18 protein-coding genes are annotated in these 21,056 nt (G+C 68.5%); 9 read left to right on the top strand and 9 right to left on the bottom strand.

The window, feature by feature from the left end; translation table 11 throughout:
• Positions 1–22: 22 nt before the first annotated feature.
• Together BM199_RS05350 and BM199_RS05345 are read right to left on the bottom strand one after the other, a co-directional pair.
• On the bottom strand, positions 23–1,318 hold the full coding sequence (locus tag BM199_RS05350; RefSeq protein WP_091670406.1) for an acyl-CoA dehydrogenase family protein: 1,296 nt from the start codon (positions 1,316–1,318) through the stop codon (positions 23–25).
• A 206-nt stretch (positions 1,319–1,524) separates the two neighbouring features.
• Entirely contained in the window at positions 1,525–2,724 is a 1,200-nt protein-coding gene (locus BM199_RS05345) for a TetR/AcrR family transcriptional regulator (protein WP_091670404.1), read from the bottom strand.
• A gap of 203 nt (positions 2,725–2,927) precedes the next feature.
• On the opposite strand from BM199_RS05345, the gene BM199_RS05340 reads away from it, so the two are divergent.
• The 6 genes from BM199_RS05340 (at position 2,928) to BM199_RS05315 (ending at position 9,523) form a co-directional block, all read left to right on the top strand.
• Positions 2,928–4,139 carry an acetyl-CoA C-acetyltransferase gene (locus BM199_RS05340; protein WP_091670914.1) on the top strand — a complete coding sequence of 404 codons (1,212 nt, stop codon included), beginning with the start codon at positions 2,928–2,930 and terminating at the stop codon, positions 4,137–4,139.
• A gap of 32 nt (positions 4,140–4,171) precedes the next feature.
• Entirely contained in the window at positions 4,172–6,343 is a 2,172-nt protein-coding gene (locus BM199_RS05335) for a 3-hydroxyacyl-CoA dehydrogenase NAD-binding domain-containing protein (protein ID WP_091670401.1), read from the top strand.
• Between the two features lie 230 nt (positions 6,344–6,573).
• Positions 6,574–6,948 carry an ArsR/SmtB family transcription factor gene (locus BM199_RS05330; protein ID WP_091670398.1) on the top strand — a complete coding sequence of 125 codons (375 nt, stop codon included), beginning with the start codon at positions 6,574–6,576 and terminating at the stop codon, positions 6,946–6,948.
• Positions 6,945–8,018, top strand: coding sequence for an ACR3 family arsenite efflux transporter (gene arsB, locus BM199_RS05325; RefSeq protein ID WP_091670395.1), 1,074 nt, complete (start codon positions 6,945–6,947; stop codon positions 8,016–8,018). The genes BM199_RS05330 and arsB overlap by 4 nt, the downstream gene beginning before the upstream one ends.
• A complete protein-coding gene (locus BM199_RS34435; RefSeq protein ID WP_091670391.1) occupies positions 8,015–8,695 on the top strand; it encodes an arsenate reductase/protein-tyrosine-phosphatase family protein in 681 nt (226 codons plus the stop codon). The genes arsB and BM199_RS34435 overlap by 4 nt, the downstream gene beginning before the upstream one ends.
• 72 nt (positions 8,696–8,767) lie before the next feature.
• Entirely contained in the window at positions 8,768–9,523 is a 756-nt protein-coding gene (locus BM199_RS05315) for an endonuclease/exonuclease/phosphatase family protein (RefSeq protein ID WP_091670387.1), read from the top strand.
• Between the two features lie 112 nt (positions 9,524–9,635).
• On the opposite strand, the gene BM199_RS05310 is transcribed toward BM199_RS05315, so the two are convergent.
• Together BM199_RS05310 and BM199_RS05305 are read right to left on the bottom strand one after the other, a co-directional pair.
• On the bottom strand, positions 9,636–11,189 hold the full coding sequence (locus BM199_RS05310) for an acetolactate synthase large subunit (protein ID WP_177242481.1): 1,554 nt from the start codon (positions 11,187–11,189) through the stop codon (positions 9,636–9,638).
• A gap of 186 nt (positions 11,190–11,375) precedes the next feature.
• Positions 11,376–12,761: an FAD-binding oxidoreductase gene (locus tag BM199_RS05305; RefSeq protein ID WP_091670381.1), complete on the bottom strand. Its 1,386-nt coding sequence runs from the start codon at positions 12,759–12,761 to the stop codon at positions 11,376–11,378.
• A 159-nt stretch (positions 12,762–12,920) separates the two neighbouring features.
• Here BM199_RS05305 and BM199_RS05300 point away from each other — a divergent pair, with 159 nt between their 5' ends.
• Positions 12,921–13,760, top strand: a complete 840-nt coding sequence (locus tag BM199_RS05300; protein ID WP_091670379.1) for an aldo/keto reductase — start codon at positions 12,921–12,923, stop codon at positions 13,758–13,760.
• A gap of 576 nt (positions 13,761–14,336) precedes the next feature.
• Here BM199_RS05300 and BM199_RS05295 read toward each other — a convergent pair.
• Both BM199_RS05295 and BM199_RS05290 read right to left on the bottom strand, forming a co-directional pair.
• Positions 14,337–14,837, bottom strand: coding sequence for a DUF3830 family protein (locus BM199_RS05295; protein WP_091670377.1), 501 nt, complete (start codon positions 14,835–14,837; stop codon positions 14,337–14,339).
• Between the two features lie 12 nt (positions 14,838–14,849).
• Positions 14,850–16,106: an aspartate aminotransferase family protein gene (locus BM199_RS05290; protein WP_091670375.1), complete on the bottom strand. Its 1,257-nt coding sequence runs from the start codon at positions 16,104–16,106 to the stop codon at positions 14,850–14,852.
• Positions 16,107–16,203: 97 nt separating this feature from the next.
• Between BM199_RS05290 and BM199_RS05285 the strand changes: the two genes are divergently transcribed.
• Complete coding sequence (locus BM199_RS05285) at positions 16,204–17,667, top strand: NAD-dependent succinate-semialdehyde dehydrogenase (protein WP_091670371.1); 1,464 nt, start codon at positions 16,204–16,206, stop codon at positions 17,665–17,667.
• Positions 17,664–18,731, top strand: a complete 1,068-nt coding sequence (locus BM199_RS05280) for a tartrate dehydrogenase (protein ID WP_091670368.1) — start codon at positions 17,664–17,666, stop codon at positions 18,729–18,731. Before BM199_RS05285 ends, BM199_RS05280 begins: the two co-directional genes overlap by 4 nt.
• 85 nt (positions 18,732–18,816) lie before the next feature.
• On the opposite strand, the gene BM199_RS05275 is transcribed toward BM199_RS05280, so the two are convergent.
• The 3 genes from BM199_RS05275 to BM199_RS05265 all read right to left on the bottom strand — a co-directional run bounded on the left by BM199_RS05275 (position 18,817) and on the right by BM199_RS05265 (position 21,056).
• Positions 18,817–19,491 carry a GntR family transcriptional regulator gene (locus BM199_RS05275; RefSeq protein ID WP_091670365.1) on the bottom strand — a complete coding sequence of 225 codons (675 nt, stop codon included), beginning with the start codon at positions 19,489–19,491 and terminating at the stop codon, positions 18,817–18,819.
• A 1-nt stretch (position 19,492) separates the two neighbouring features.
• The gene (locus BM199_RS05270; RefSeq protein WP_091670362.1) at positions 19,493–20,233 is read right to left on the bottom strand and encodes a maleate cis-trans isomerase family protein; all 741 of its coding nucleotides are present in this window, start codon (positions 20,231–20,233) and stop codon (positions 19,493–19,495) included.
• Positions 20,234–20,306: 73 nt separating this feature from the next.
• Positions 20,307–21,056, bottom strand: a complete 750-nt coding sequence (locus BM199_RS05265; RefSeq protein ID WP_091670359.1) for a maleate cis-trans isomerase family protein — start codon at positions 21,054–21,056, stop codon at positions 20,307–20,309.

Below are 21,056 nucleotides of genomic sequence, written 5' to 3'. Positions count from 1 at the left end.
CCGAAGTCGGTGAGCGGGGCGCTCAGAGCAGGACGACGCCTTCCAGCACGCCGATGGCGCGCAGGTCCCGATACCAGCGCTCAACCGGGTGTTCCTTGACGAAGCCGTGTCCGCCGAGCAGCTGAACTCCGACACTGCCGATCTGCATTCCCTTGTCCGTCGCGAGCTTGCGGGCCAGCGCGACCTCCCTGGCGTACGGCTTGCCCTGCTCGGCCCGCGCGGCCGCCCGCAGCATCACCAGCCGGAGCCCTTCGAGCTCGATCGCCATGTCGGCAACCTGGAAAGCGACGCCCTGCCGGTGGCTCACCGGCTCGCCGAACGCCTGACGCTCGTTGACATAGGGGACGACGTAGTCGAGCACGGCCTTGCCGGTGCCCGCCGCCAGTGCCGCCCACCCCAGGCGGGAGAGCCGGACGACCTCCGTGACGACCTCGGCCTTGCCGTCGCCGAGCAGCGCGCCAGCGGGCAGCGAGACCTTGTCCAGGTGCACACTGCCGGTCGCGGCGCCGCGCAGGCCCATCGCGGGCTCGGCCTCGATGCTCACGCCCGCCGTGGACGACTCGACGATGAACAGCGCCGGGCCGCGCCCCTCCAGATCGGCGGACACGATGAACAGTTCGGCCTGTGCCGCGCGCGGCACGAGCGACTTCACGCCGTCGAGCTGGTAGCCCTTCGGGGTACGCCGGGCCTTTGTGGTCGGCTTGAAGGGGTCGAACAGCGCGACTCGCTCCTGCAGTGCGAGCGCCGCCGCGGGCACGTTCTCGCCGACGAACGACGGCAGGTAGGTCGCCTGCTGTTCGGCGTCGCCCCACTGCACGAGTGCCGTGCTCACCGCGGACGGCGCGAGCACAGAAACCGCGAGGCTCAGATCCCCGTGTGCCATGGCCTCGGCCACCAACGCGCCGGTCACCACCGAGCGCTCGGTGCCGATGCCGCCGAGTTCCTCGGGAATCCCGACGAGGGTGACACCCAGTTCGGTGGCCCTGCTCAGCAGACCGTCCGGTGCGGCGGCCTTCGCGTCGGCCTCCGCCGCGGCCGGGCGTAGCTGCTCGGCCGCGAAGTCGGTGACCGTGTCCACGATCATCTGCTGCTCTTCCGACGGCGTCAGGTCGAACAACCCGGTGTCGTGGCTCGGCGCCAGGCGGGCGGGCTTGCCGAGGCGCTGCACCGACTTGAACGTCCGGTTGGCCGCGCCGGCGGCCCGGAAGCCGTTGCGGGTCCCGGCCGAGACCAGATTCTGCACCGGCTTGCGCAAGCCGATCCGGTCGATCGCCTTGGTTCCGGCGAGCCGGGTCAACGCGGCAAGGCCGAAGCCCATCGCGTCTCGTTTCTTCTGCGGCGCAACCATCGTCGCGTCTCCCATCAGCCGGGGTCCGGCCTCGCTTACCTACTCGCCAGTAGGTTAGCGTCTCGCGTCCACCCACGCCAGTACCGGGTCACGTCCCGCGGTCGAATTGGCAGTTCCGGCGCGTGAGTTGGCAGTTCCGGGGCTCGAACTGGCAGTTCCGGTGGGGTTCCCCGGGATCAGAGCCCGAGGACGGCGCTCATCATCGCCGTCAGCTCGGCAGCGAGATGCGGCCGTCCGCTCGTCCGCCGGGTACGCGCCAGGTCGTTGGCGACGGTCAGCGCCGCGTGCACGGTGATCTTGACCTCGCGCGGCCCCAGTTCGGGGCGCACCACGGCGAGCAGGTGCAGCCATTGGGCGACGTAGTCCCGCTGGATGCGGATCAGCTCGGCCCGGTCGCGTTCGTCGGTGACGCCGAGCGGACCACCCGCGAAGGAGACCGCGAGTTCGGCGCTACCGGTGAGCGTGCGGACGTAGGACTCCGCCAGGCGCCGCAACGCCTCCCGTTCGTCGGCGGGGGCACTCGTGCGCAGGGCGTACTCGGCGCCCAGTGCGAGCCGTTCGGCCGCCCGCTTGCCGATCGCGGTGACCAGGCTCGCCTTGCTCGGGAAATGCCGATAGACGCTCGGGCCCGCGATACCGGCCGCGGCGCCGATGTCCTCCATGCTCACGGCGTGGAAGCCGCGCTGGTGGAACAGGTCGGTTGCCGCGCTGAGCACCTGCTCCCTGCGGGACGCCGTGCCCAGGCCCAACGCGGGTGGCACGGGGGAGTGGTCGGCGTCCTGCTCGGGGAGCCGTACGTGCAGTACTCGCTGCGCGAGCTGGACCAGCAGTTCGCAGAACCGCTTCTTCGCGATGCTGGTGTGGTGGACCGACACGCTGCCGAACACGCTCATCCCGGCCCAGCAGAGCAGTTCCGCGTCGTCCTCGCCGAGTTCCGGACGAATCTGCCGCAGGGCGTGGGACCAGGAACGCAACATCGCCGCGGAGCGGTGGCGGATCTCCCGCTGGTCCTCCTGCGCCAGGTGGCGCCCCTCCCACCGCCACAGGGCGGCGGCCTCCCTGCGCTCGACGGACTTGCGGGCAAGTTCTGCCAGCAGGGCTTCGACCTGGTCCGCCGACGGCTGCCCTGGACCGGCCAGGGTCTGCTCGGTCGCCAGTTCCATCTCCTCGATGCCGGCGAGCAGCACGTGCGCGAGGATCGCCTGCTTGTCGGCGAAATGCCGGTACAGCGCGGGGCCGGTGATCCCGGCCTCGGCGGCGATGTCGTTGATCCCGACGCCGTGGTAGCCACGGGCACGAAACAGCTGCGCCGCGACGGCGGCGAGCTGGCTCTTGCGGTCGCGCGGGCGGCGGGTACGCGTGGCGGTCGGTTCCATAGGTGAGAACACTGTAGCTGCCTTTGTGGGGATCGCCAGTGCTGCGTTCCCCGTCAGGTAACCCCTGGTGTGGAGTAGGTCCCAACCCATTGACAGGGTCTGCCGAAGGTGGATTATGTTAGTCAGGATTAGCATGAACGACCTGCAAGTTCCGGTCGTTGTAACCGCCCCGTACACGCAGTGCTGCAGGAAGGACCGTGGGTGTGAGTAATGAGGCGTTCATCTACGAGGCGATTCGTACGCCTCGTGGTAAAGGCAAGAAGGGGTCCCTGCACGGGACCAAGCCGCTGGACCTCGTCGTCGGCCTGATCCGGGAACTGCAGGTCCGGCACCCGAACCTCGACCCGGCCGCGATCGAGGACATCGTCCTCGGTGTCGTCTCGCCGGTGGGTGACCAGGGCGCCGACATCGCCCGCGCCGCGGCCATGGCCTCCGGCCTGCCGGACACCGTCGCCGGTGTGCAGCTCAACCGCTTCTGCTCCTCCGGTCTCGAGGCCGCCAACCAGGCCGCGGCCAGGGTGCGTTCCGGCTGGGAGGGCCTGATCCTCGCCGGTGGCGTCGAGTCGATGTCGCGCGTGCCGATGGGCTCCGACGGTGGGGCGATGTTCACCGACCCGGCCACCAACTACGACACCTACTTCGCCCCGCAGGGCATCGGTGCCGACCTCATCGCGACCATCGAGGGCTTCTCTCGCGAGGACGTCGACCGCTTCGCCGCCTGGTCGCAGGAGAAGGCCGAGGCCGCCTGGTCCGCTGGGTACTTCGCCAAGTCCGTGGTGCCGGTCAAGGACGTCAACGGCGTCACGATCCTCGATCACGACGAGCACCGCCGCCCCGGCACCACCGTCGAGGCGCTCGGCAAGCTCAAGCCGTCCTTCGAGGGCATCGGCGAGATGGGCGGGTTCGATGCCGTCGCGCTGCAGAAGTACCACTCGGTGGAGAAGGTCAACCACGTGCACACCGGCGGGAACTCCTCCGGCATCGTGGACGGCGCCGCGCTGGTGCTGCTCGGCAACGAGCAGGTCGGCAAGGACTTCGGCATGGCTCCGCGGGCGCGCGTGGTGGCAACGGCCATCACCGGTTCCGACCCGACGATCATGCTCACCGGCCCGACCCCGGCCACCCAGAAGGTCCTCGACATCGCCGGGCTCACCGTCGACGACATCGACCTCTTCGAGCTGAACGAGGCCTTCGCGTCGGTCGTCCTGAAGTGGATGAAGGACCTGAAGCTGCCGGAGGAGAAGGTCAACGTCAACGGCGGCGCCATCGCCATGGGCCACCCGCTCGGCGCGACCGGCGCGATGATCCTCGGGACCATGGTCGACGAGTTGGAGCGTCGCCAGGCGCGGCGCGCGCTGCTGTCGCTGTGCATCGGCGGCGGCATGGGTATTGCCACCATCATCGAGCGCGTCTGAGCGCCGGGGCGAGAAGAAGAGGCGACAAGCAGATGACCGAAGCGAAGACCATCCGTTGGGAGCAGGACTCCGACGGGATCGTCGTGCTCACGATGGACGACCCGAACCAGTCCGCGAACACGATGAACTCCGACTACATCGAGTCGATGGGCGCCACCGTCGACCGGCTCGAGGCGGAGAAGGACTCCGTCACCGGCGTCGTGATCACCTCCGCGAAGAAGACCTTCTTCGCCGGTGGTGACCTCAACGACCTGATCCGGGCCACGCCGGAGCACGCCGAGGAGCTCACCAAGCGCGGCAACGAGCTCAAGGCCCAGTTGCGCAAGCTGGAGACGTTCGGCAAGCCCGTCGTCGCCGCGATCAACGGCGCCGCCCTCGGGGGCGGCCTGGAGATCGCGCTGGCGACGCACCACCGCATCGCGGCCGACGTCAAGGGCAGCCAGATCGGTTTGCCCGAGGTGTCCCTCGGCCTGCTGCCCGGTGGGGGCGGTGTCACCAGGACCGTGCGGCTGCTGGGGATCCAGAGCGCGATCATGAACGTGCTGGTGCAGGGACAGCGGCACAAGCCGGCCAAGGCGCTGGAGCTGGGCCTCGTGCACGAGCTGGTCGGTTCCGTCGAGGAGCTGCTGCCCAAGGCCAAGGAATGGATCAAGGCCAACCCTGAGGCCTCCGTGCAGCCGTGGGACGCCAAGGGCTACAAGATTCCCGGGGGCAGCCCGTCCAACCCGTCGTTCGCGGCGAACCTGCCCGCGTTCCCGGCGAACCTGCGCAAGCAGCTCAAGGGCGCGCCGATGCCCGCCCCCAGGGCGATCCTCAGCGCGGCCGTCGAGGGCGCGCAGGTGGACTTCGACACCGCCTCGCTGATCGAGACGCGCTACTTCGTCAGCCTGGCCACCGGCCAGATCGCGAAGAACATGACCAAGGCGTTCTTCTTCGACCTGCAGCACATCAACTCCGGCGGCAGCCGCCCGGACGGGTTCGAGAAGTACACCGCCAAGAAGGTCGGTGTGCTCGGCGCGGGCATGATGGGTGCGGCGATCGCCTACGTCTCGGCCAAGGCCGGGATCGACGTCGTGCTCAAGGACGTCTCGCAGGAGAACGCCGAGCGCGGCAAGGGCTATGCGGCCAAGATCGAGGAGAAGGCCCTCTCCAGGGGCAAGACCACCCAGGAGAAGTCCGACGCACTGCTCGCGCGGATCACCCCGACCGCCGACCCGGCCGACTTCGCCGGTGTCGACTTCGTGATCGAGGCGGTCTTCGAGAGCACCGAGCTCAAGCACAAGGTGTTCGGCGAGATCGAGAACATCGTGAACCCGGATGCCGTGCTGGGCTCGAACACCTCCACGCTGCCGATCACCGGCCTTGCCGAGGGTGTGCAGCGCCAGGAGGACTTCATCGGCATCCACTTCTTCTCGCCGGTGGACAAGATGCCGCTCGTGGAGATCATCCGCGGGGAGAAGACCTCCGACGCCACGCTCGCGAAGGTGTTCGACTACACGCTGCAGATCAAGAAGACACCGATCGTCGTCAACGACAGCCGTGGCTTCTTCACCAGCCGCGTGATCGGCACGTTCATCAACGAGGCCATCGCGGCGCTCGGTGAGGGCGTCGAGCCGGCGAGCATCGAGCAGGCCGGTTCGCAGGCCGGGTACCCGGCGCCGCCGCTGCAGCTGATGGACGAGCTCACGCTGACCCTGCCGCGCAAGATCCGGCAGGAGACGCGGGCAGCGGTCGAGGCGGAGGGCGGCACCTGGAAGGAACACTCCTCCGAGGCCGTGATCGACCGGATGATCGAGGAGTTCGACCGCAAGGGCCGCTCCACCGGCGCCGGGTTCTACGACTACGACGAGAGCGGCAAGCGCGTCGGCCTGTGGCCGGGGCTGCGGGACGCCTTCAGGTCGGGCAGCGGTGACGTGCCGTTCAAGGACCTGCAGGAGCGGATGCTCTTCGCCGAGGCGCTGGAGACGGTGAAGTGCTTCGACGAGGGCGTGCTCACCTCGGTGCAGGACGCCAACATCGGTTCGATCTTCGGCATCGGGTTCCCGCCGTGGACCGGTGGCGTCATCCAGTACGTCAACCAGTACGAGGGTGGGTTGAAGGGCTTCGTCGCGCGCTCGCGTGAGTTGGCCGAGCGCTACGGTGACCACTTCACCCCGCCGCAGTCACTCGTGGAGAAGGCCGAGAAGGGCGAGATCTTCGAGTAGGCACCGCGGTCTGACTGAACGGCCCGCCGCTCGCATCCCGCGAGCGGCGGGCCGTTCCACGTCGCACTCCCTCCCTCCCTCCCTCCCTCCCTCCCTCCCTCCCGCGCGGCCCCGCACTTTCCCGGGAAAGTGCGATACCCCGCGCGTGCAACGCCCGCACTTTCCCGGGAAAGTGCGGGAGGAGAGGGGGAGGGCTCGCGGCTTGATTTGATGTCTGTCAATATAGATACATGTCGAATCAGCTCCCCCCGGCCGAGACCGGCGCCGAGGACGTGTGTTGCACGCCGCTGGCGAGTGAACCGCTGTCCGGAGACCAAGCCGCCGAGTTGGCCCACAAGTTCAAGGCGATCGCGGATCCGGTGCGGCTGCGCCTGCTCTCGATGATCGCCTCGCACGACGGGGGAGAGGTGTGTGTCTGCGAGCTGACACCGCGGTTCGCTCTCACCGGCCCGACCATTTCCCATCACCTCAGGGTGCTGCGCGAGGCCGGTCTGATCACCGGGGAGCGTCGCGGCACGTGGATCTACTACCGCAGTCATCCCGCGGAGCTCGCACGGCTGTCCGGCGTGCTGGTGCCCGAGTTGGCGATGGCGGTGACCGCATGACGGACGGAGTGGTCGCCAAACTGTCCACCCTGGACCGGTTCCTTCCACTGTGGATCGGCGCCGCGATGGTGCTGGGCCTGCTGGCCGGAGACTGGATCCCGGGCCTCGACACGGCGCTCAACGCGGTCGCGATCGACGGGATCTCGCTGCCGATCGCGATCGGCCTGCTGGTGATGATGTACCCGGTCCTGGCCAAGGTGCGCTACGACAAGCTCGACTCGGTCACCGGTGACCGCAAGCTGCTGTGGTCCTCCCTGGTGCTGAACTGGCTGATCGGGCCCGCGCTGATGTTCGCGCTGGCCTGGGTGTTCCTGCCGGACCTGCCGGAGTACCGCACCGGGCTGATCATCGTCGGCCTCGCCCGCTGCATCGCCATGGTCATCATCTGGAACGACCTGGCCTGCGGCGACCGGGAGGCCGCTGCGGTGCTGGTGGCGCTGAACTCCGTCTTCCAGGTAATCGCGTTCGGTGCGCTGGGTTGGTTCTACCTGTCCGTGCTGCCCGGCTGGCTCGGCCTGCCGCAGACCGACCTGGCGGTGTCGGGCTGGCAGATCGTGAAGAGTGTGCTGATCTTCTTGGGTATCCCACTGCTGGCCGGGTACCTGTCCCGGCGGATCGGCGAGCGGACGAAGGGCCGCGACTGGTACGAGTCCAAGTTCCTGCCCCGCATCGGCCCGGTCGCGCTCTACGGGCTGCTGTTCACCATCGTGATCCTGTTCGCGCTGCAGGGAAACCAGATCGCCAGCCGCCCGCTCGACGTCGTGCGGATCGCGCTGCCGCTGCTGGCCTACTTCGCGGTGATGTGGGCGGGCTCGTATGCGTTCGGCGCCGCACTCGGACTGAACTACGAGCGGACCACGACCCTGGCTTTCACCGCTGCGGGGAACAACTTCGAGCTGGCCATCGCGGTGGCGATCGCGACGTTCGGCGCCACCAGCGGGCAGGCGCTCGCCGGGGTCGTCGGCCCGCTGATCGAGGTGCCGGTGCTGGTGGCGCTGGTCTACGTCTCGCTGGCGCTGCGCAAACGTTTCACCCCCAAGCCCGCCGAATCCGAGCGGATGCGGTCATGACGCACGACGAGTACGACGAGACCTGCCGGGACACCGAGGACTGCCGGCTCGACGATCCGCACGTCCAGCTGCTGCTCGACCGTGAGGCCGAGGAGCTGGCCCGCCGCTTCGACGGAACGTTCTCGATCGAGACCGTCCGCGCCTGTGTGCACAACTCCTTCGAACAACTCAACAGTGGCGCCCGCGTCCACACCTACCTACCTGTCCTCGCCGCCCGCTTCGCTCGCGAGCGGCTGGAGTCCACAGCCAAGAACCAGGGAGACACCGTGTCCGAGATTCCCGAAGTGCTGTTCGTATGTGTGCACAACGCGGGCCGATCGCAGATGGCCGCCGCGCTGCTGCACCACCACGCCAAGGGCAGGGTGCTGGTGCGCTCGGCCGGTTCGGCTCCCGCGGAGTCCGTCAACCCGGCCGTAGTGGAGGCCATGTCGGAACTGGGACTGGACCTGACCCAGGAGTTTCCCAAGCCGTTGACCACCGAGGCCGTGCAGGCCGCGGACGTCGTGATCACGATGGGCTGCGGTGACGCGTGCCCGGTGTTCCCCGGCAAGCGGTACCTCGACTGGCAGCTCGACGACCCGGCCGGCCAGGGCGTGGACGCCGTGCGCCCGATCCGTGACGAGATCGACCGAAGGGTGCGCGCGCTGCTGGACGAGCTGGTTCCCGCGGCCACCTGATCCGCTGAATCGGTGACTTTCTGACGTTGGCCATGGGACTATTCGGTGCACTGCTGACACTGGGGAGGTCTCATGTACCGCCGTCTCGCGTTCGTCACCGCACTGCTCCTGGCGCTCACCACCGTGGTACCCGGCACCGCGTTCGCCGCGACACAGGTACGAGTGCTTCAGCTCAACATCTGCCACAGCGGGGCCGCGAGCTGTTTCACGGGCGACAAGGTGATCACGAAGGCCCGGTCGGTGATCAGTACGACCAAGCCGCACGTGCTCTCGGTGAACGAGGCCTGCTCGGGTGACGTCGCGACCTTGCGTGACGCGATGGGCGGTGCGCGGACGAAGTTCGTCGCCGCACAACGCCCGGACGGCTCGGCGGTGAAGTGCCGGAACGGCCAGAACTACGGCAACGCGATCATGGTGGTGAATTCGGTCGCCACGGGCACGGGGGTCAGTGGGCGGTTCCGCAATCAGGACAGCAGCAACGAGAAGCGGGTGTGGGCCTGCCTGCCCGCCGGTGCGCTGAGCGCCTGCACCACGCACCTCGCGGCCCGCGACGGCGCGGTCGCGCTCGCCCAGTGCAAGGAGTTGATGAGCCGCGCGGTCGACTACGCAAAGCGCGCGCCGGTCGTGGTGTCCGGTGACATGAACCTGCGCTACGGCGGCACGCCGAACGCTCAGGACTGCAACCGCAGCGGCTTCTACCGAAAGGGCGACGGCGGGCTCCAGCACGTGTTCGCCACGAAGACGCTCACGTTCGTCAGCGGCAAGAAGATCGACATGGCCGGCACCACCGACCATCCGGCGTGGCTGGTCACGGTCACCAAGTCCTAGCCCGACCCCTGACTTTGCGGTTCCCGCGCGCGAGTTGGCAGTTCCTGCACGGGAGTTTGCCGTTCATGTACACAAGTTCGACATTCGCGTACGCCCGAACTGCCAACTCGGGTCAGAGGAGGGGTGGGATCATGGCGTCGATCAGGTGGGGGCCGGGTTCGGCCAGTGCGGTGCGGAACTGGTCGGCGAGTTCCTCGGCCGTGGTGGCTCGGGTGGCGGGGACACCGAGGCCTTCGGCGATCTTGACGAAGTCCATGTCCGGCGTGGACAGATCGAGTAGCTCGGCGGCCTTTGGCCCGGACCCCTCGGCACCGACCCGCTGCAACTCCATCCGCAGGATGGCGTAAGCCCGGTTGTTCAGCAGCACCGTCGTTACGTTCAGGTTCTCCCGTGCCTGCGTCCACAACGCCGACATCGTGTAGAGCGCACTGCCGTCGGACTCCAGGTTGATAACCGGGCGATCGGGCGCGGCAATCGCGGCCCCGGTCGCCACCGGAATGCCCTGGCCGATCGCCCCACCAGTCAGGGTGAGCACATCGTGCCGGGGCGCGCCCGCCGTCGCGGCCGGCAGCAGCAGCCCCGACGTGTTGGCCTCGTCGGAGATGATCGCGCCCTCCGGCAGCAGCGCGCCGATGACGTCGACCCAGTTCTGCGGCGTCAGGTCCCCCGTGGGTAGCGCGGGCCGCCCTGCCTCCTGCACGACGGGCTCGGTGCCGGGAGCCACCAGATCGGCCAGATCCGCCAGCGCCGCGACCATGTCCTGATCCACCTCGGCCAGGGTGTGCACCTGCGCGCCCTCGGGCACGAGGTCGCCTGCCTTGCCGGGGTAGGCGAAGAACGACACCGGCGGCCGTGTCCCGGCCACGATCACGTGCTTGACGCCGTCGAGCTGGTAAGCCACCTGCTCGGCCAGGTACCCGAGCCGCTCCACCATCGGCAGGCCCGCTCCGCGCTCGATCCGGGCGGGGAATGTCTCCACCAGAACCTTGGCTCCCGTGGCGGCACCGATGCGCGCGGCTGCGCGCAGCCCGGCTTCCCGGCAGGCTCGCCCGCCGATCAGCAGCACCGCTGGCTCGCCCGTGCGCAGGACCTCGGCGACCGACTTGATCGCGCTCTCGCTGACCGAAGGAGCCGTGCGCGGCGGCACCGGCTCACACGCCTCGCCACCCTCCCCCCACGACACATCCGCGGGCAGGATCAGCGACGCGACGCGGCCCGGCGGGTCCATCGCCGCCGCGACCGCGGCCGCGGCGTCGGCGCCCACCTCGGCAGTGGAGGCAGACCTGCGAGCCCAGCCGTTGAGCGTGCCGGTCAGGGCCTCGATGTCGGATTCCAGTGGCGCGTCGTACTTCTTGTGATAAGTCGCGTGGTCGCCGATCACGTTGACCACCGGTGTGTTCGCCCGTCGCGCGTTGTGCAGGTTCGCGAGTCCGTTGGCCAGTCCGGGGCCGAGGTGCAGCAGCGTGGCGGCCGGCTTGTCCGCGATCCGTGCGTAGCCGTCGGCGGCGCCGGTCACGGCGCCCTCGAACAGGCCGAGGATCCCGCGCATCTCGGGCACGGTGTCCAATGCCGCGACGAAGTGCATCTCCGAGGTGCCTGGGTTGCCGAAGCAGACATCCACTCCGGCGTCGACGAGGGTGCGGATCAGGGACTGCGCGCCGTTCATGCTGCTCACTTTCTACTGGTTCTCAGAGTCTTTTGATAACGCGCGTCACGATCGACTCGGCGGGGCTCGGACTCACAGTCGGCTCTCACCACCGCGAGTCATCCGCCCCGCCTCGCCACTCGTGGGCTTCGCCGCGCGCGTTCTCTGGTTACCTTCGCCATATCGCTCCAGTTCACCAGGTGGTTCTCAGAGAAGAACGCCGGGGTTGAGGATTCCGGCCGGGTCGAACGTCTGCTTGATCCGGCGCAGCAGGTCCAGTTTGGCCGGGTCCTCCAGTTCCAGGAAGTGCTCCTTCTTCGCCCTGCCGATCCCGTGTTCCCCGGAGATCGCCCCGCCGAGATCCATCCCCACGGCGAAGATGTCGTGCAGCAGGGTGGCGCGGCGCTGCGGGTCCTTCTGGAAGACGGCGAGGTGCACGTTGCCGTCCCCGGCGTGCCCGCAGCCGACGACACCGGACTCCGCTTCGGTGGCGAGCTCCCGTGCCTTGGCAAGGAAGGCGGCCATCGCAGAGCGAGGAACCACGACATCGATCACGTCATCGGCGCCCGCCGCCTTCGCCGTCCAGAAGGCCTTCTCCCGTGCCTCGATCAGCTTGCGCGCACTGGTGCCCTCCAGGACGTAGACGTCCGCGGCGCCAATGCCGGTGAGCAGTTCGCCCAGCGTCTCGACGTCGCTGTGCAGCCGCTCGGAGTCGCGGTTCTCCATCCCCACGACCAGGTAAGCCTGCGATGCCTCGCGCACGTCGTCGGGCACGCCGAGGGTCAGTTCTGCCGTGTAGGTGATCGCGGCCATGGTGAAGGCGTCGATGTACTCCAGGATGTTCGGGGCGAGACCGCTGGAGATGATCTCCGGGACCGCGGCGAGCACCTGGTCGAGATCGGTGAACGGTGCGAGCACGGTGGCGGTGTGCGCCAGGCGGGGCTGGAGCTTGACGATGACCTCGGTGGCCAGTGCGAGGGTGCCCTCGGAGCCGATGATCAACTGGGTGAGGTCGTAGCCGGAGGAGACCTTCGTCGTCCTGCCACCGGTCCGGATGATCTCGCCGGTGCCGAGTACCGCCTGCAGCCCGAGCACGTTGTGCCGGGTGACGCCGTACTTGATCGCCCGCATACCGCCCGCGTTGCTCCCCACGGTGCCGCCGACGCTCGCACTGAGCTCCCCGGGGTAGACGGTGTAGCTGAGCCCGGCCTCCGCTGTACGTTCGTCCAGTTCGGACAGTGTCACGCCCGGCTGCACCACGGCCACATGGTTGACGGTGTCGATCTCCAGCACCGCGTTCATCCGCTCGAAGGAGATCACGAGTCCGTCCGGCTGTGGCCGGGCCGCGCCGGAGAGGCCGCTGCCGGAACCGCGCGCTGTCACCGGAACACCGAGCTCGCCCGCGGCGACGAGAAGCGCGGACACCTCCTCGACGGTACCGGGGCGGACGACGTGGCGGGGAAGTTGTGGTTCACCGGTGAGTGCCTCGTCGTGGGCGTAGTCCTCGGGGACGTCGGGGCCCGTGATTACGTTTCCCGGGCCGACGATCTCCGCCAGCCGCACCGCCACCTCTGGGGAGTCGACCTTGCTCATGGCGATGCACCGCCCTCTCGTTCCCGCGCCTCACTGCACTGTTGACGCGAAGCCTAGTCGGCGGGTCCACCAACCCGCCATGAAGGATATTCATGTTCTGTGGATTTAGGGAGAGCTAAATCTCTCGCGGTCCGCCGCTGCTGGGCTGACGCTGCCGGCATGACTGTTTCACCCACCTTCTCTTTCGACGACACCCTTTCGGTGCGCCGTGTGGGCTTCGGCGCCATGCGGCTGACCGGTCACGGTCGCAAGCCGCCCGGTGAGCACGAACAGGCGGTGGCCGTTGCCCGCCGGGCGGTGGAACTCGGCGTCGAGTTCATCGACACAGCGGACTCCTACGGTCTCGGCGCGAACGAGGAACTGCTCGCCGAGGCGCTCGCGCCGTATCCCGCGAACGTGCTGATCGCGACCAAGGCAGGCCAGAGCAGGCCGGGTGGCGCGTGGGTGCCGCTCGGCAGGCCCGAGTACCTGCGGCAGCAGGCGGAGCTGTCGCTGCGGAGGCTGCGGATCGAGCGGATCGAGTTGTTCCAGCTGCACCGGATCGACCCGCTCGTCCCGCTGGAGGACCAGATCGGCGCGCTCGCGCAACTGCGCGCGGAGGGCAAGGTCAACCGGATCGGGCTGTCCGAGGTCTCGGTCGAGCAGGTCGAGGCCGCGCGCGGGATCACCGACATCGCGAGCGTGCAGAACCGCTACAACCTGAGCGACCGGGCGTGGGAGGACGTGCTGGAGTACTGCGAGGCGGCGGAAATCGCCTTCGTTCCCTGGCTTCCGATCGCGTCCGGGCAGCACGCGGGGTCACGGGGTGCGCTGGGCAAGGTGGCAGCCGAACTCGGCGCCACGTCCGCGCAGGTGTCGCTCGCCTGGCTACTGCGTCGTTCGCCGGTGATTGTGCCGATTCCCGGAACCGGCTCGATGGAACATCTTGAGGAGAATTGTGCCGCTGTGTCACTGGAATTGTCCGAGGAACAATTCCGGACGTTGAGTTCCGTGGGCTGACTCGAGTGTGGCGTGGGGCCGGTCCGCGCCAACGATCCGGCCCCACGCCTCAGTTCCGGCTAGCTCAGATCAGCCATCCGAGAACGTGTGCCAGTGATGCCAGCACGCTCGTGACGATGTCGTCGGCGTGGTGGGCATGCGCGGCAAAGAACTGCATTGAGGGGCTCCTTAACGGATTCGAATTAACAGAGATGTGCGCGCACTGCTTTCGAAAGCGAGAAGAAGATTTTCACCGATCCGGGGACGTGTCAAAGCGCGCTGGGTCGGCGCGACGGGCGAGGCGAAATCCTCTCAGGATAAACACGTAACTCTTTCGGATTTTGCGCGGGGCGCGCTGCTCGGCGCCGAGATACCGACGGTGGCCACGAGCTGGTAGGTCGCCTGGCGTGTTGTTGGGCTTGATGCGACATACGGGCGCTCCGGCTACCCGACCGGGTGATCTTCCTGCCACGAATGGTGATCTTGAAATTCGGTGCCACTCTCACTCGGACAGGTGAGGGCTTGCCCGGGGTGCAATCCGTCAGGGCCGCCTCGGCGTGCCCGACGCAGCCAAGACGGCCCTGACGGATTCCGGTCCTACTCGGCCCTGGCGAAGCTCAGCGTTTCGCCCTCGACCCCACGCAGCCACAGGTCCTGTGCCGCCGCGGCCATCTCGTCCAGGCCCTCGGTGATCGAGGCGAACACGTTGCCCGGCACCCAGCCCGCGTCGCCGTTGATGAGCAGGTTGTTGCGCCCGTAGAAGATCGCCAGGTCGGTGGCGCCCTGGTCGCTGTGCGCCTCGCTTCCTTCGTCGTAGCCGTAGGCGGGATTGCCGATCTCCCATGCCTCGAAGCCGAAGTACACGACGTCCCCCGGAATCGGGGTCACCGTCGGGTTCTCCCGGCCGGGCTTCGGTTCCGCGAACGGCGGCACGAGGGTGTAGACCTCGTTGCGGGCGTACTTGGCGTGATAGGCCGAACCGCTCTGCGGCAGCGAGTCCCAGACCGCTTTGCAGGTGCGCGGCGCCTGGTCGTCGAGCAGCAGCGCCCGGCAGGAGACGCCACGCTTGTCCAGCGTGATGGTGATGTAGCGGGCCACGGATCGGACCTCTCAGTTCTTGGTGGCGGCGGCGACCGCGTCGGCCCAGATCGCCAGTGCCTCGTCGATCTGCTCCGCGGTCACCACCAACGGCGGGATCATGCGCACGACGTTCATGTGCGCGCCGCAGGTGAGCAGCAGCAGCCCACGCTCGGCCGCGGCCTTCTGCACGGCCTGTGCGGTGGCGTTGTCGGGGCCGCCGTCGGCCGTGGTGAACTCCGAGCCGACCAGCAGGCCCAGCCCTCGTACGTCGCCGATCTGCGGGGTCTTGTCAGCCACCAGCTTGGCGCCGTCGAGCAGTTGCCTGCCCCGCGCCGCGGCGTTCTCGACCAGACCCTCTTCCTGGATGACCTCGAGTGTGGCCTTCGCGGCGGCGCAGGAGACCGCGTTGCCGCCGTAGGTGCCGCCCTGCGAACCGGGCCATGCCTTGGCCATCAGCTCGGTCGAGGCCGCGATGCCGGACAGTGGGAAGCCGCTGGCCAAGCCCTTCGCGATGGCGATGACGTCCGGTCGGACGTCAAAGTGGTCGTGACCCCAGAACTTGCCGGTGCGGCCGAAGCCGGTCTGCACCTCGTCGATCACCAGCAGGATGCCGTGCCGGTCGGCGCGCTCCCGCAGTCCGGCGAAGAACTCGGTGTTGCCCGGGACGTAGCCGCCCTCGCCCAGCACCGGCTCGATCACGAAGGCGGCCGTCTCGTTGGGCGCGCTCATCGTGGCGAAGAGGTAGTCCAGTTCCTGCAGCGCGAACTTCGTCGCCGTGGCCTCGTCCCAGCCGTAGCGGAACGCGTTCGGGAACGGTGCCACGTGCACGCCGGCCATCAGCGGCGAGATGCCCGCGCTGAACCGCGTGCCGGAGGTGGTCATCGACGCGGTCGCCACGGTGCGGCCGTGGAAGCCGCCGTGGAACACGATCACGTTCGGCCGCCCGGTTGCCTGGCGGGACAGCCGCAGGGCTGCCTCCAGCGCCTCGCTGCCGGAGTTGGCGAAGAACAACGAGTCCAAGCCCTCGGGGAGCACATCACCGAGGCTTTCGGTGAGCTCGAGCAGCGGCTTGTGCATGACCGTCGTGTACTGACCGTGAATCAGCTTGCCGATCTGCTCCTGTGCTGCCGCGACCACCTTCGGGTGGCAGTGACCCGTGCTGGTGACGCCGATGCCCGCCGTGAAGTCGAGGTTGCGTCGCCCGTTCGTGTCGTACAGGTAGACACCCTCGCCGTGGTCGACGACGACCGGGGTGGCCTGCTTGAGCAGTGGGGAGAGCTGAGCCATGGCAGCGTTGCTCCTTAGGGTTGCGAGGGGTGTTGTCGATTGTTGACAATATGCATAGCATGGTACTCGGACCAGGCGCAATCAAGCGAGGAGCACGATGAGCGACATCAGCGAGGCAGGCGTCGTCGACGCGGTCGGCAAGGACCTGTTCATCGGCGGCAAGTGGACGGCCGCCACGGGGGGCAAGAGTTTCCCGGTGCACGACCCGTCGACCGGCAAGGTGCTCTGCGAGGTGGCCGACGCGACACCGGAGGACGGCAAGGCCGCCCTCGACGCCGCGGTCGCCGCACAGGCGGATTTCGCCGCCATGGCACCGCGTGAGCGCGGGGAGATCCTGCGCAGGTCCTACGAACTGCTGATCGCCCGCGCGGACGAACTCGCACTGCTGATGACCCTGGAGATGGGCAAGCCGCTGGCCGAGGCCAAGGGTGAGATCACCTACGCGGCCGAGTTCTTCCGCTGGTTCGGCGAGGAGGCGGTGCGGATCGACGGTGGCTACGCGGTCGCGCCCAACGGCAGCGGCAGGTTCCTGGTGCACCGCCAGCCGGTGGGTCCGACCCTGCTCATCACACCGTGGAACTTCCCGATGGCCATGGGTACCCGCAAGCTCGGCCCGGCGATCGCCGCGGGCTGCACCTCGGTGATCAAGCCCGCTGCGCAGACGCCGCTCTCGATGCTCGCGCTGGCCGGGATCCTCGTCGAGGCGGGACTGCCCGCAGGTGTGGTAAACGTCGTCACCACCTCGAACTCCGGCGGCTTGATGGAGCCGCTGATCCGCGACGGGCGCGCTCGCAAGCTGTCCTTCACCGGCTCCACCGCCGTGGGGCGCAAGCTGCTGGAGCAGTGCGCGGACAAGGTGCTGCGCACGTCCATGGAACTCGGCGGCAACGCGCCGTTCCTGGTCTTCGACGACGCCGATCTCGACGCTGCGATCGAGGGCGCGATGCAGGCGAAGATGCGCAACATCGGTGAGGCGTGCACGGCCGCCAACCGGTTCTACGTGCAGCGCGGGATCGTCGAGGAGTTCTCCCGCAGGCTCACCGAGCGGATGTCGGCGCTGCCGATGGGCCGCGGCACCGAAGAAGGTGTCGTGGTCGGTCCGCTGATCGACGAGGCGGCCGTGGAGAAGGTCAGCAGCCTGGTCGCGGACGCGGCCGATCGCGGTGCGCAGGTGCTCACCGGCGGGTCCGCTGTGGACGGCCCGGGCAACTTCTACCAGGCCACTGTGCTCACCGACGTGCCCAAGGACGCGAAGCTGGCCACCGAGGAGATCTTCGGGCCGGTGGCGCCGATCTCGGTGTTCGACACCGAGGACGAGGCGGTCGCCGCCGCCAACGACACCGAGTACGGGCTGGTGTCCTACCTCTTCACCAACGACGTCAAGCGGGCACTGCGGGTGTCGGAGCGCCTTGAGGCCGGGATGATCGGACTGAACCAGGGCATCGTCTCCAACCCCGCCGCGCCGTTCGGCGGGATCAAGCAGTCCGGCCTCGGCCGCGAGGGCGGCACCGTGGGTATCGACGAGTTCCTCGAGACCAAGTACATCGCGGTGAGTCTGTGAGTTCTGCCGACCGGAGCTACCGGATCGCGAGCATTCCCGGCGACGGGATCGGGACCGAGGTCACGGCCGAGGCGACGAACGTCCTCGGCCGGGCGGCCGAGGTGTACGGCTTCGATCTGCGCTGGTCGGAGTTCGACTGGAGCTGTGAGCGCTACGCCGAGACCGGCCGGATGATGCCGGAGGACGGGATCGACCAGCTCGCGGTGTTCGACGGCATCCTCCTCGGTGCGGTCGGGTTCCCCGGAGTCCCCGACCACGTTTCGCTGTGGGGTCTGCTGCTCCCGGTCCGCAGGGCGTTCGCGCAGTACGTGAACCTGCGGCCCGTGCGGCTGCTGCCGGGGACCGCGAGCGCGCTCGCGGGCCGCTCGGCCGACGAGCTGGAGATGGTGATCGTCCGGGAGAACTCCGAAGGTGAGTACTCGGAACTCGGCGGGCGGCACAACAGAGGGCAGCCCGGCGAGTTCGTGCTGCAGGAGTCGGTGTTCACCCGGGTTGGCGTGGAGCGGATCATCCGTTACGCGTTCGACCTGGCGCGGACGCGCACGGGACGGGTCTGCTCGGCGACCAAGTCGAACGGGCTGGTCCACTCGATGCCGTTCTGGGACGAGATCTTCGCCGAGATCGCGGCGGAGTACCCGGATATCCACAGTGAACAGATGCATGTGGACGCGCTCGCCGCGCGGATGGTGCAGCAGCCGGACCGGCTCGACGTCGTGGTGGGGTCGAACCTGTTCGGCGACATCCTCAGCGACCTCGCGGCGGCCGTCACCGGTGGGCTCGGCATGGCGCCCTCCGGCAACATCAATCCGCCGGGGCAGCACCCCTCGATGTTCGAGGCGGTGCACGGCAGCGCACCGGACATCGCGGGCAAGGGCATCGCGAATCCCGTGGCCCAGGTGCTGGCGGGCGCGATGATGCTGGAGCACCTCGGCGAGCCCGAGGCCGCGCGGGCCGTCCGTTGCGCGGTGGAAAAGGTGCTCGCCGACGGTGCTGTGGCGACGCCCGATCTCGGGGGTAGCTCCACCACCGCCGACCTCGGCGCCGCCGTCACCGCCGAGCTCTGACCGCGTTCGCGCAGCCCGGGTTCGTCACTCGGGCTGCGCGAACGCAGGGCAGCTGAGCTGGTCAGCTCGGTTCTCGGACGCTCTCTCAGTCCGCGTGCAGACTCGTGCCCGGGACGAGGCGCTGGACGGCATCCTCCATATGGGCCTCCAGTAGCGCGAGGACCAGATCCTGGTCGCCCTCGCGGATCGCCTCGATGATGCGGTTGTGCTCGTTGACCCGCTCCTCGACGCGTTGGTAGGTCTGCTGGAGCAGGGAGAGGCACATCCGGGTCTCGATCAGCAGGGTGCGGGCCATACGGACCAGTCTTTGGCTGCCCGAGGCGCTGATCAGGGCCTCGTGGAAGCGCAGGTCGGCCTCCGACAGCGCGGTGGGATCGTCGTCGTCGGCGGCGGCGGCCATGTCCTGGACAGTCTCGTCCAGCACGGCCGCGGCCGCCTCCCGGTCCCCGCGCAGGATGCGGATCGCCGCCGCCCGCTCGATCGCCGACCGCGCGACGTAGATGTCGTAAACGTCGCCCGGTTCGAGGTCGATGACGAACAGGCCGCGATGCCGCTCGCTGCGCAGCAGGCCTTCCGAGACCAGTCGCTGCATCGCCTCCCGGAGCGGCCCGCGTGACACCTCGAACCGGGCGGCCAGTTCGGTCTCGCCGAGTTGGGCGCCGGGCGGCAGCGAACCGTTCATGATCGCGTCCCGCAGCTGCCGCGCGATGATCGCCGCGGTGGACTCCCGGCTCACCGGTTCGATGTCGGCCAATGGCATGTCAGCGGCCCCCTGCCCCAACCGGCACCGAAAGGGTGCGGAACAACGCGCCGAGGGACTCCACGACGCGCCCGGCACCGGCCAGGCGAAGTCCTTCCCACACGGTCACCTGGTTGGCGGTGAGAACCGGCTTGCCGAGGTGTTCTTCGATGTCGCCCAGGAGTGCGAGGGTGCGCATCGCCGTGTCCGGGATCAGCACCGCGTCGGCGTCGCGATGGTCGTGCGTGCGGACCAGATCCAGCACGGCTTCCGGCGTGAGCCTGCCGACCTCAGCCGCGGTGTCGATGTCCGCGCTGGACATCGAAACGACCTCGACACCGCCCGCGGCGAGGAATTCCACGAAGAGGCGGGCGACGTCATCGGGGTAGCTGGCCGCGACGGCGACGCGGCGCAGGCCGAGCGCGCCGGCGGCGTGGACGAAGGCGAAGGAGGTGCTGGACGCCGGGATGCCGCCAGCGGCCTCGGACAGCTTCGCCACCTGCTCGGCCGCGCCTTCCGGGCCGTAGACGAAGCTGCCGCTGGTGCAGGCCCACACGATGGCGTCCGGCCGATGCGGCGCGAGCAGCTGGGCGCCCTCGGCCAGTCGTTCCGGACTGCCGAGGTCGAGCAGTTCGGCGACCGCGTGCAGGTCAGTGCCGTAGATGTGCTCCACCGCGAGCCGGACGTCGCCGAGCAGGCCCTCGGCCAGCGGGTAGTCGTCCTCGGCGGCGTGGTCGGGATAGATGAACCCAACGGTCGTCATCGAGTACCTCCAGCAAGATTGTCAACAATCCTAGTAGATGCGCCAACGTCGACGGCGTCAAGGGTGTGGCGGATCAGGTGACCTCACGCAGCCATTCGCCCGGGCCGACGACCGGCAGCTGCATCCGCTTCAGGCAGGCCCACATCGTGAGCTGGTTCGCGGTCAGCACCGGCTTGCCCAGTGCCTGTTCCAGCGGCTCGATCAGGTCATAGGTGGGCAGGTTCGTGCAGCTGACGAAGATCGCCTCGGCGTCGTCGTGGTTGGCGGCGATGATCCGCTCGGCGATGGTCCGGTAGCTCACCTTCCAGATGCCGCCACCGAGGCCGAGGTGGTCACTGGAAACGGTGCGTACACCCAGCTCGGTGAGGAAGTCGTGCAGTGCGCCGGTGAGGTCGGCATCATACGGCGTGAGTACCGAGATGCGGCTCAGATTGAGCTGCTGCAGCACTTCGGCGAGGGCCCCGGAGGTCGTGACCGCGTCCGGAGCGCCCGCGTCACAGATCGCCTTGCACAGGGAGCGCTCGTAGTCGATGCCGTTGACGAAGCTGCCCGAGGTGCACAGGTACGCGACCACCTCGGGTTCCACGTGCAGCACGTCCCGGGTGGCCGCCGCCAGGTGCTGGCTGTTGCTGACGAGGTGCGCCATCTCCATGCTCACCGGCACGGGTTCGTACGGCGTTCGGGCCAGGTGCAGGGAGACCTCCATCGGTACCCAGCGCCAGAGCTCCCGCTCCAGCGCCAGGTCGAAGGGGGCGATGACGCCGATACCGCGCTGGGCCAATGGCCCTTCGAACGCGGGGAAGTCCAGCGCTGTGAAATCCAA

The organism is Amycolatopsis marina, assembly GCF_900111885.1.
Classification (GTDB): Bacteria; Actinomycetota; Actinomycetes; order Mycobacteriales; family Pseudonocardiaceae; genus Amycolatopsis; species Amycolatopsis marina.
The sequence above is the reverse complement of the archived record's forward strand: the minus strand, read 5'-3'. Positions and strand labels throughout refer to the sequence as shown.

Bases quoted from the DNA above. Each gene is read 5' to 3' on its own strand.
- BM199_RS05350 (WP_091670406.1), bottom strand. From the start codon at position 1,318: ATGGGCTTCGGCCTTGCCGCGTTGACCCGGCTCGCCGGAACCAAGGCG.
- BM199_RS05345 (WP_091670404.1), bottom strand. From the start codon at position 2,724: ATGGAACCGACCGCCACGCGTACCCGCCGCCCGCGCGACCGCAAGAGC.
- BM199_RS05335 (WP_091670401.1), top strand. From the start codon at position 4,172: ATGACCGAAGCGAAGACCATCCGTTGGGAGCAGGACTCCGACGGGATC.
- BM199_RS05330 (WP_091670398.1), top strand. From the start codon at position 6,574: ATGTCGAATCAGCTCCCCCCGGCCGAGACCGGCGCCGAGGACGTGTGT.
- arsB (WP_091670395.1), top strand. From the start codon at position 6,945: ATGACGGACGGAGTGGTCGCCAAACTGTCCACCCTGGACCGGTTCCTT.
- BM199_RS34435 (WP_091670391.1), top strand. From the start codon at position 8,015: ATGACGCACGACGAGTACGACGAGACCTGCCGGGACACCGAGGACTGC.
- BM199_RS05315 (WP_091670387.1), top strand. From the start codon at position 8,768: ATGTACCGCCGTCTCGCGTTCGTCACCGCACTGCTCCTGGCGCTCACC.
- BM199_RS05310 (WP_177242481.1), bottom strand. From the start codon at position 11,189: ATGAACGGCGCGCAGTCCCTGATCCGCACCCTCGTCGACGCCGGAGTG.
- BM199_RS05305 (WP_091670381.1), bottom strand. From the start codon at position 12,761: ATGAGCAAGGTCGACTCCCCAGAGGTGGCGGTGCGGCTGGCGGAGATC.
- BM199_RS05300 (WP_091670379.1), top strand. From the start codon at position 12,921: ATGACTGTTTCACCCACCTTCTCTTTCGACGACACCCTTTCGGTGCGC.
- BM199_RS05290 (WP_091670375.1), bottom strand. From the start codon at position 16,106: ATGGCTCAGCTCTCCCCACTGCTCAAGCAGGCCACCCCGGTCGTCGTC.
- BM199_RS05285 (WP_091670371.1), top strand. From the start codon at position 16,204: ATGAGCGACATCAGCGAGGCAGGCGTCGTCGACGCGGTCGGCAAGGAC.
- BM199_RS05275 (WP_091670365.1), bottom strand. From the start codon at position 19,491: ATGCCATTGGCCGACATCGAACCGGTGAGCCGGGAGTCCACCGCGGCG.
- BM199_RS05270 (WP_091670362.1), bottom strand. From the start codon at position 20,233: ATGACGACCGTTGGGTTCATCTATCCCGACCACGCCGCCGAGGACGAC.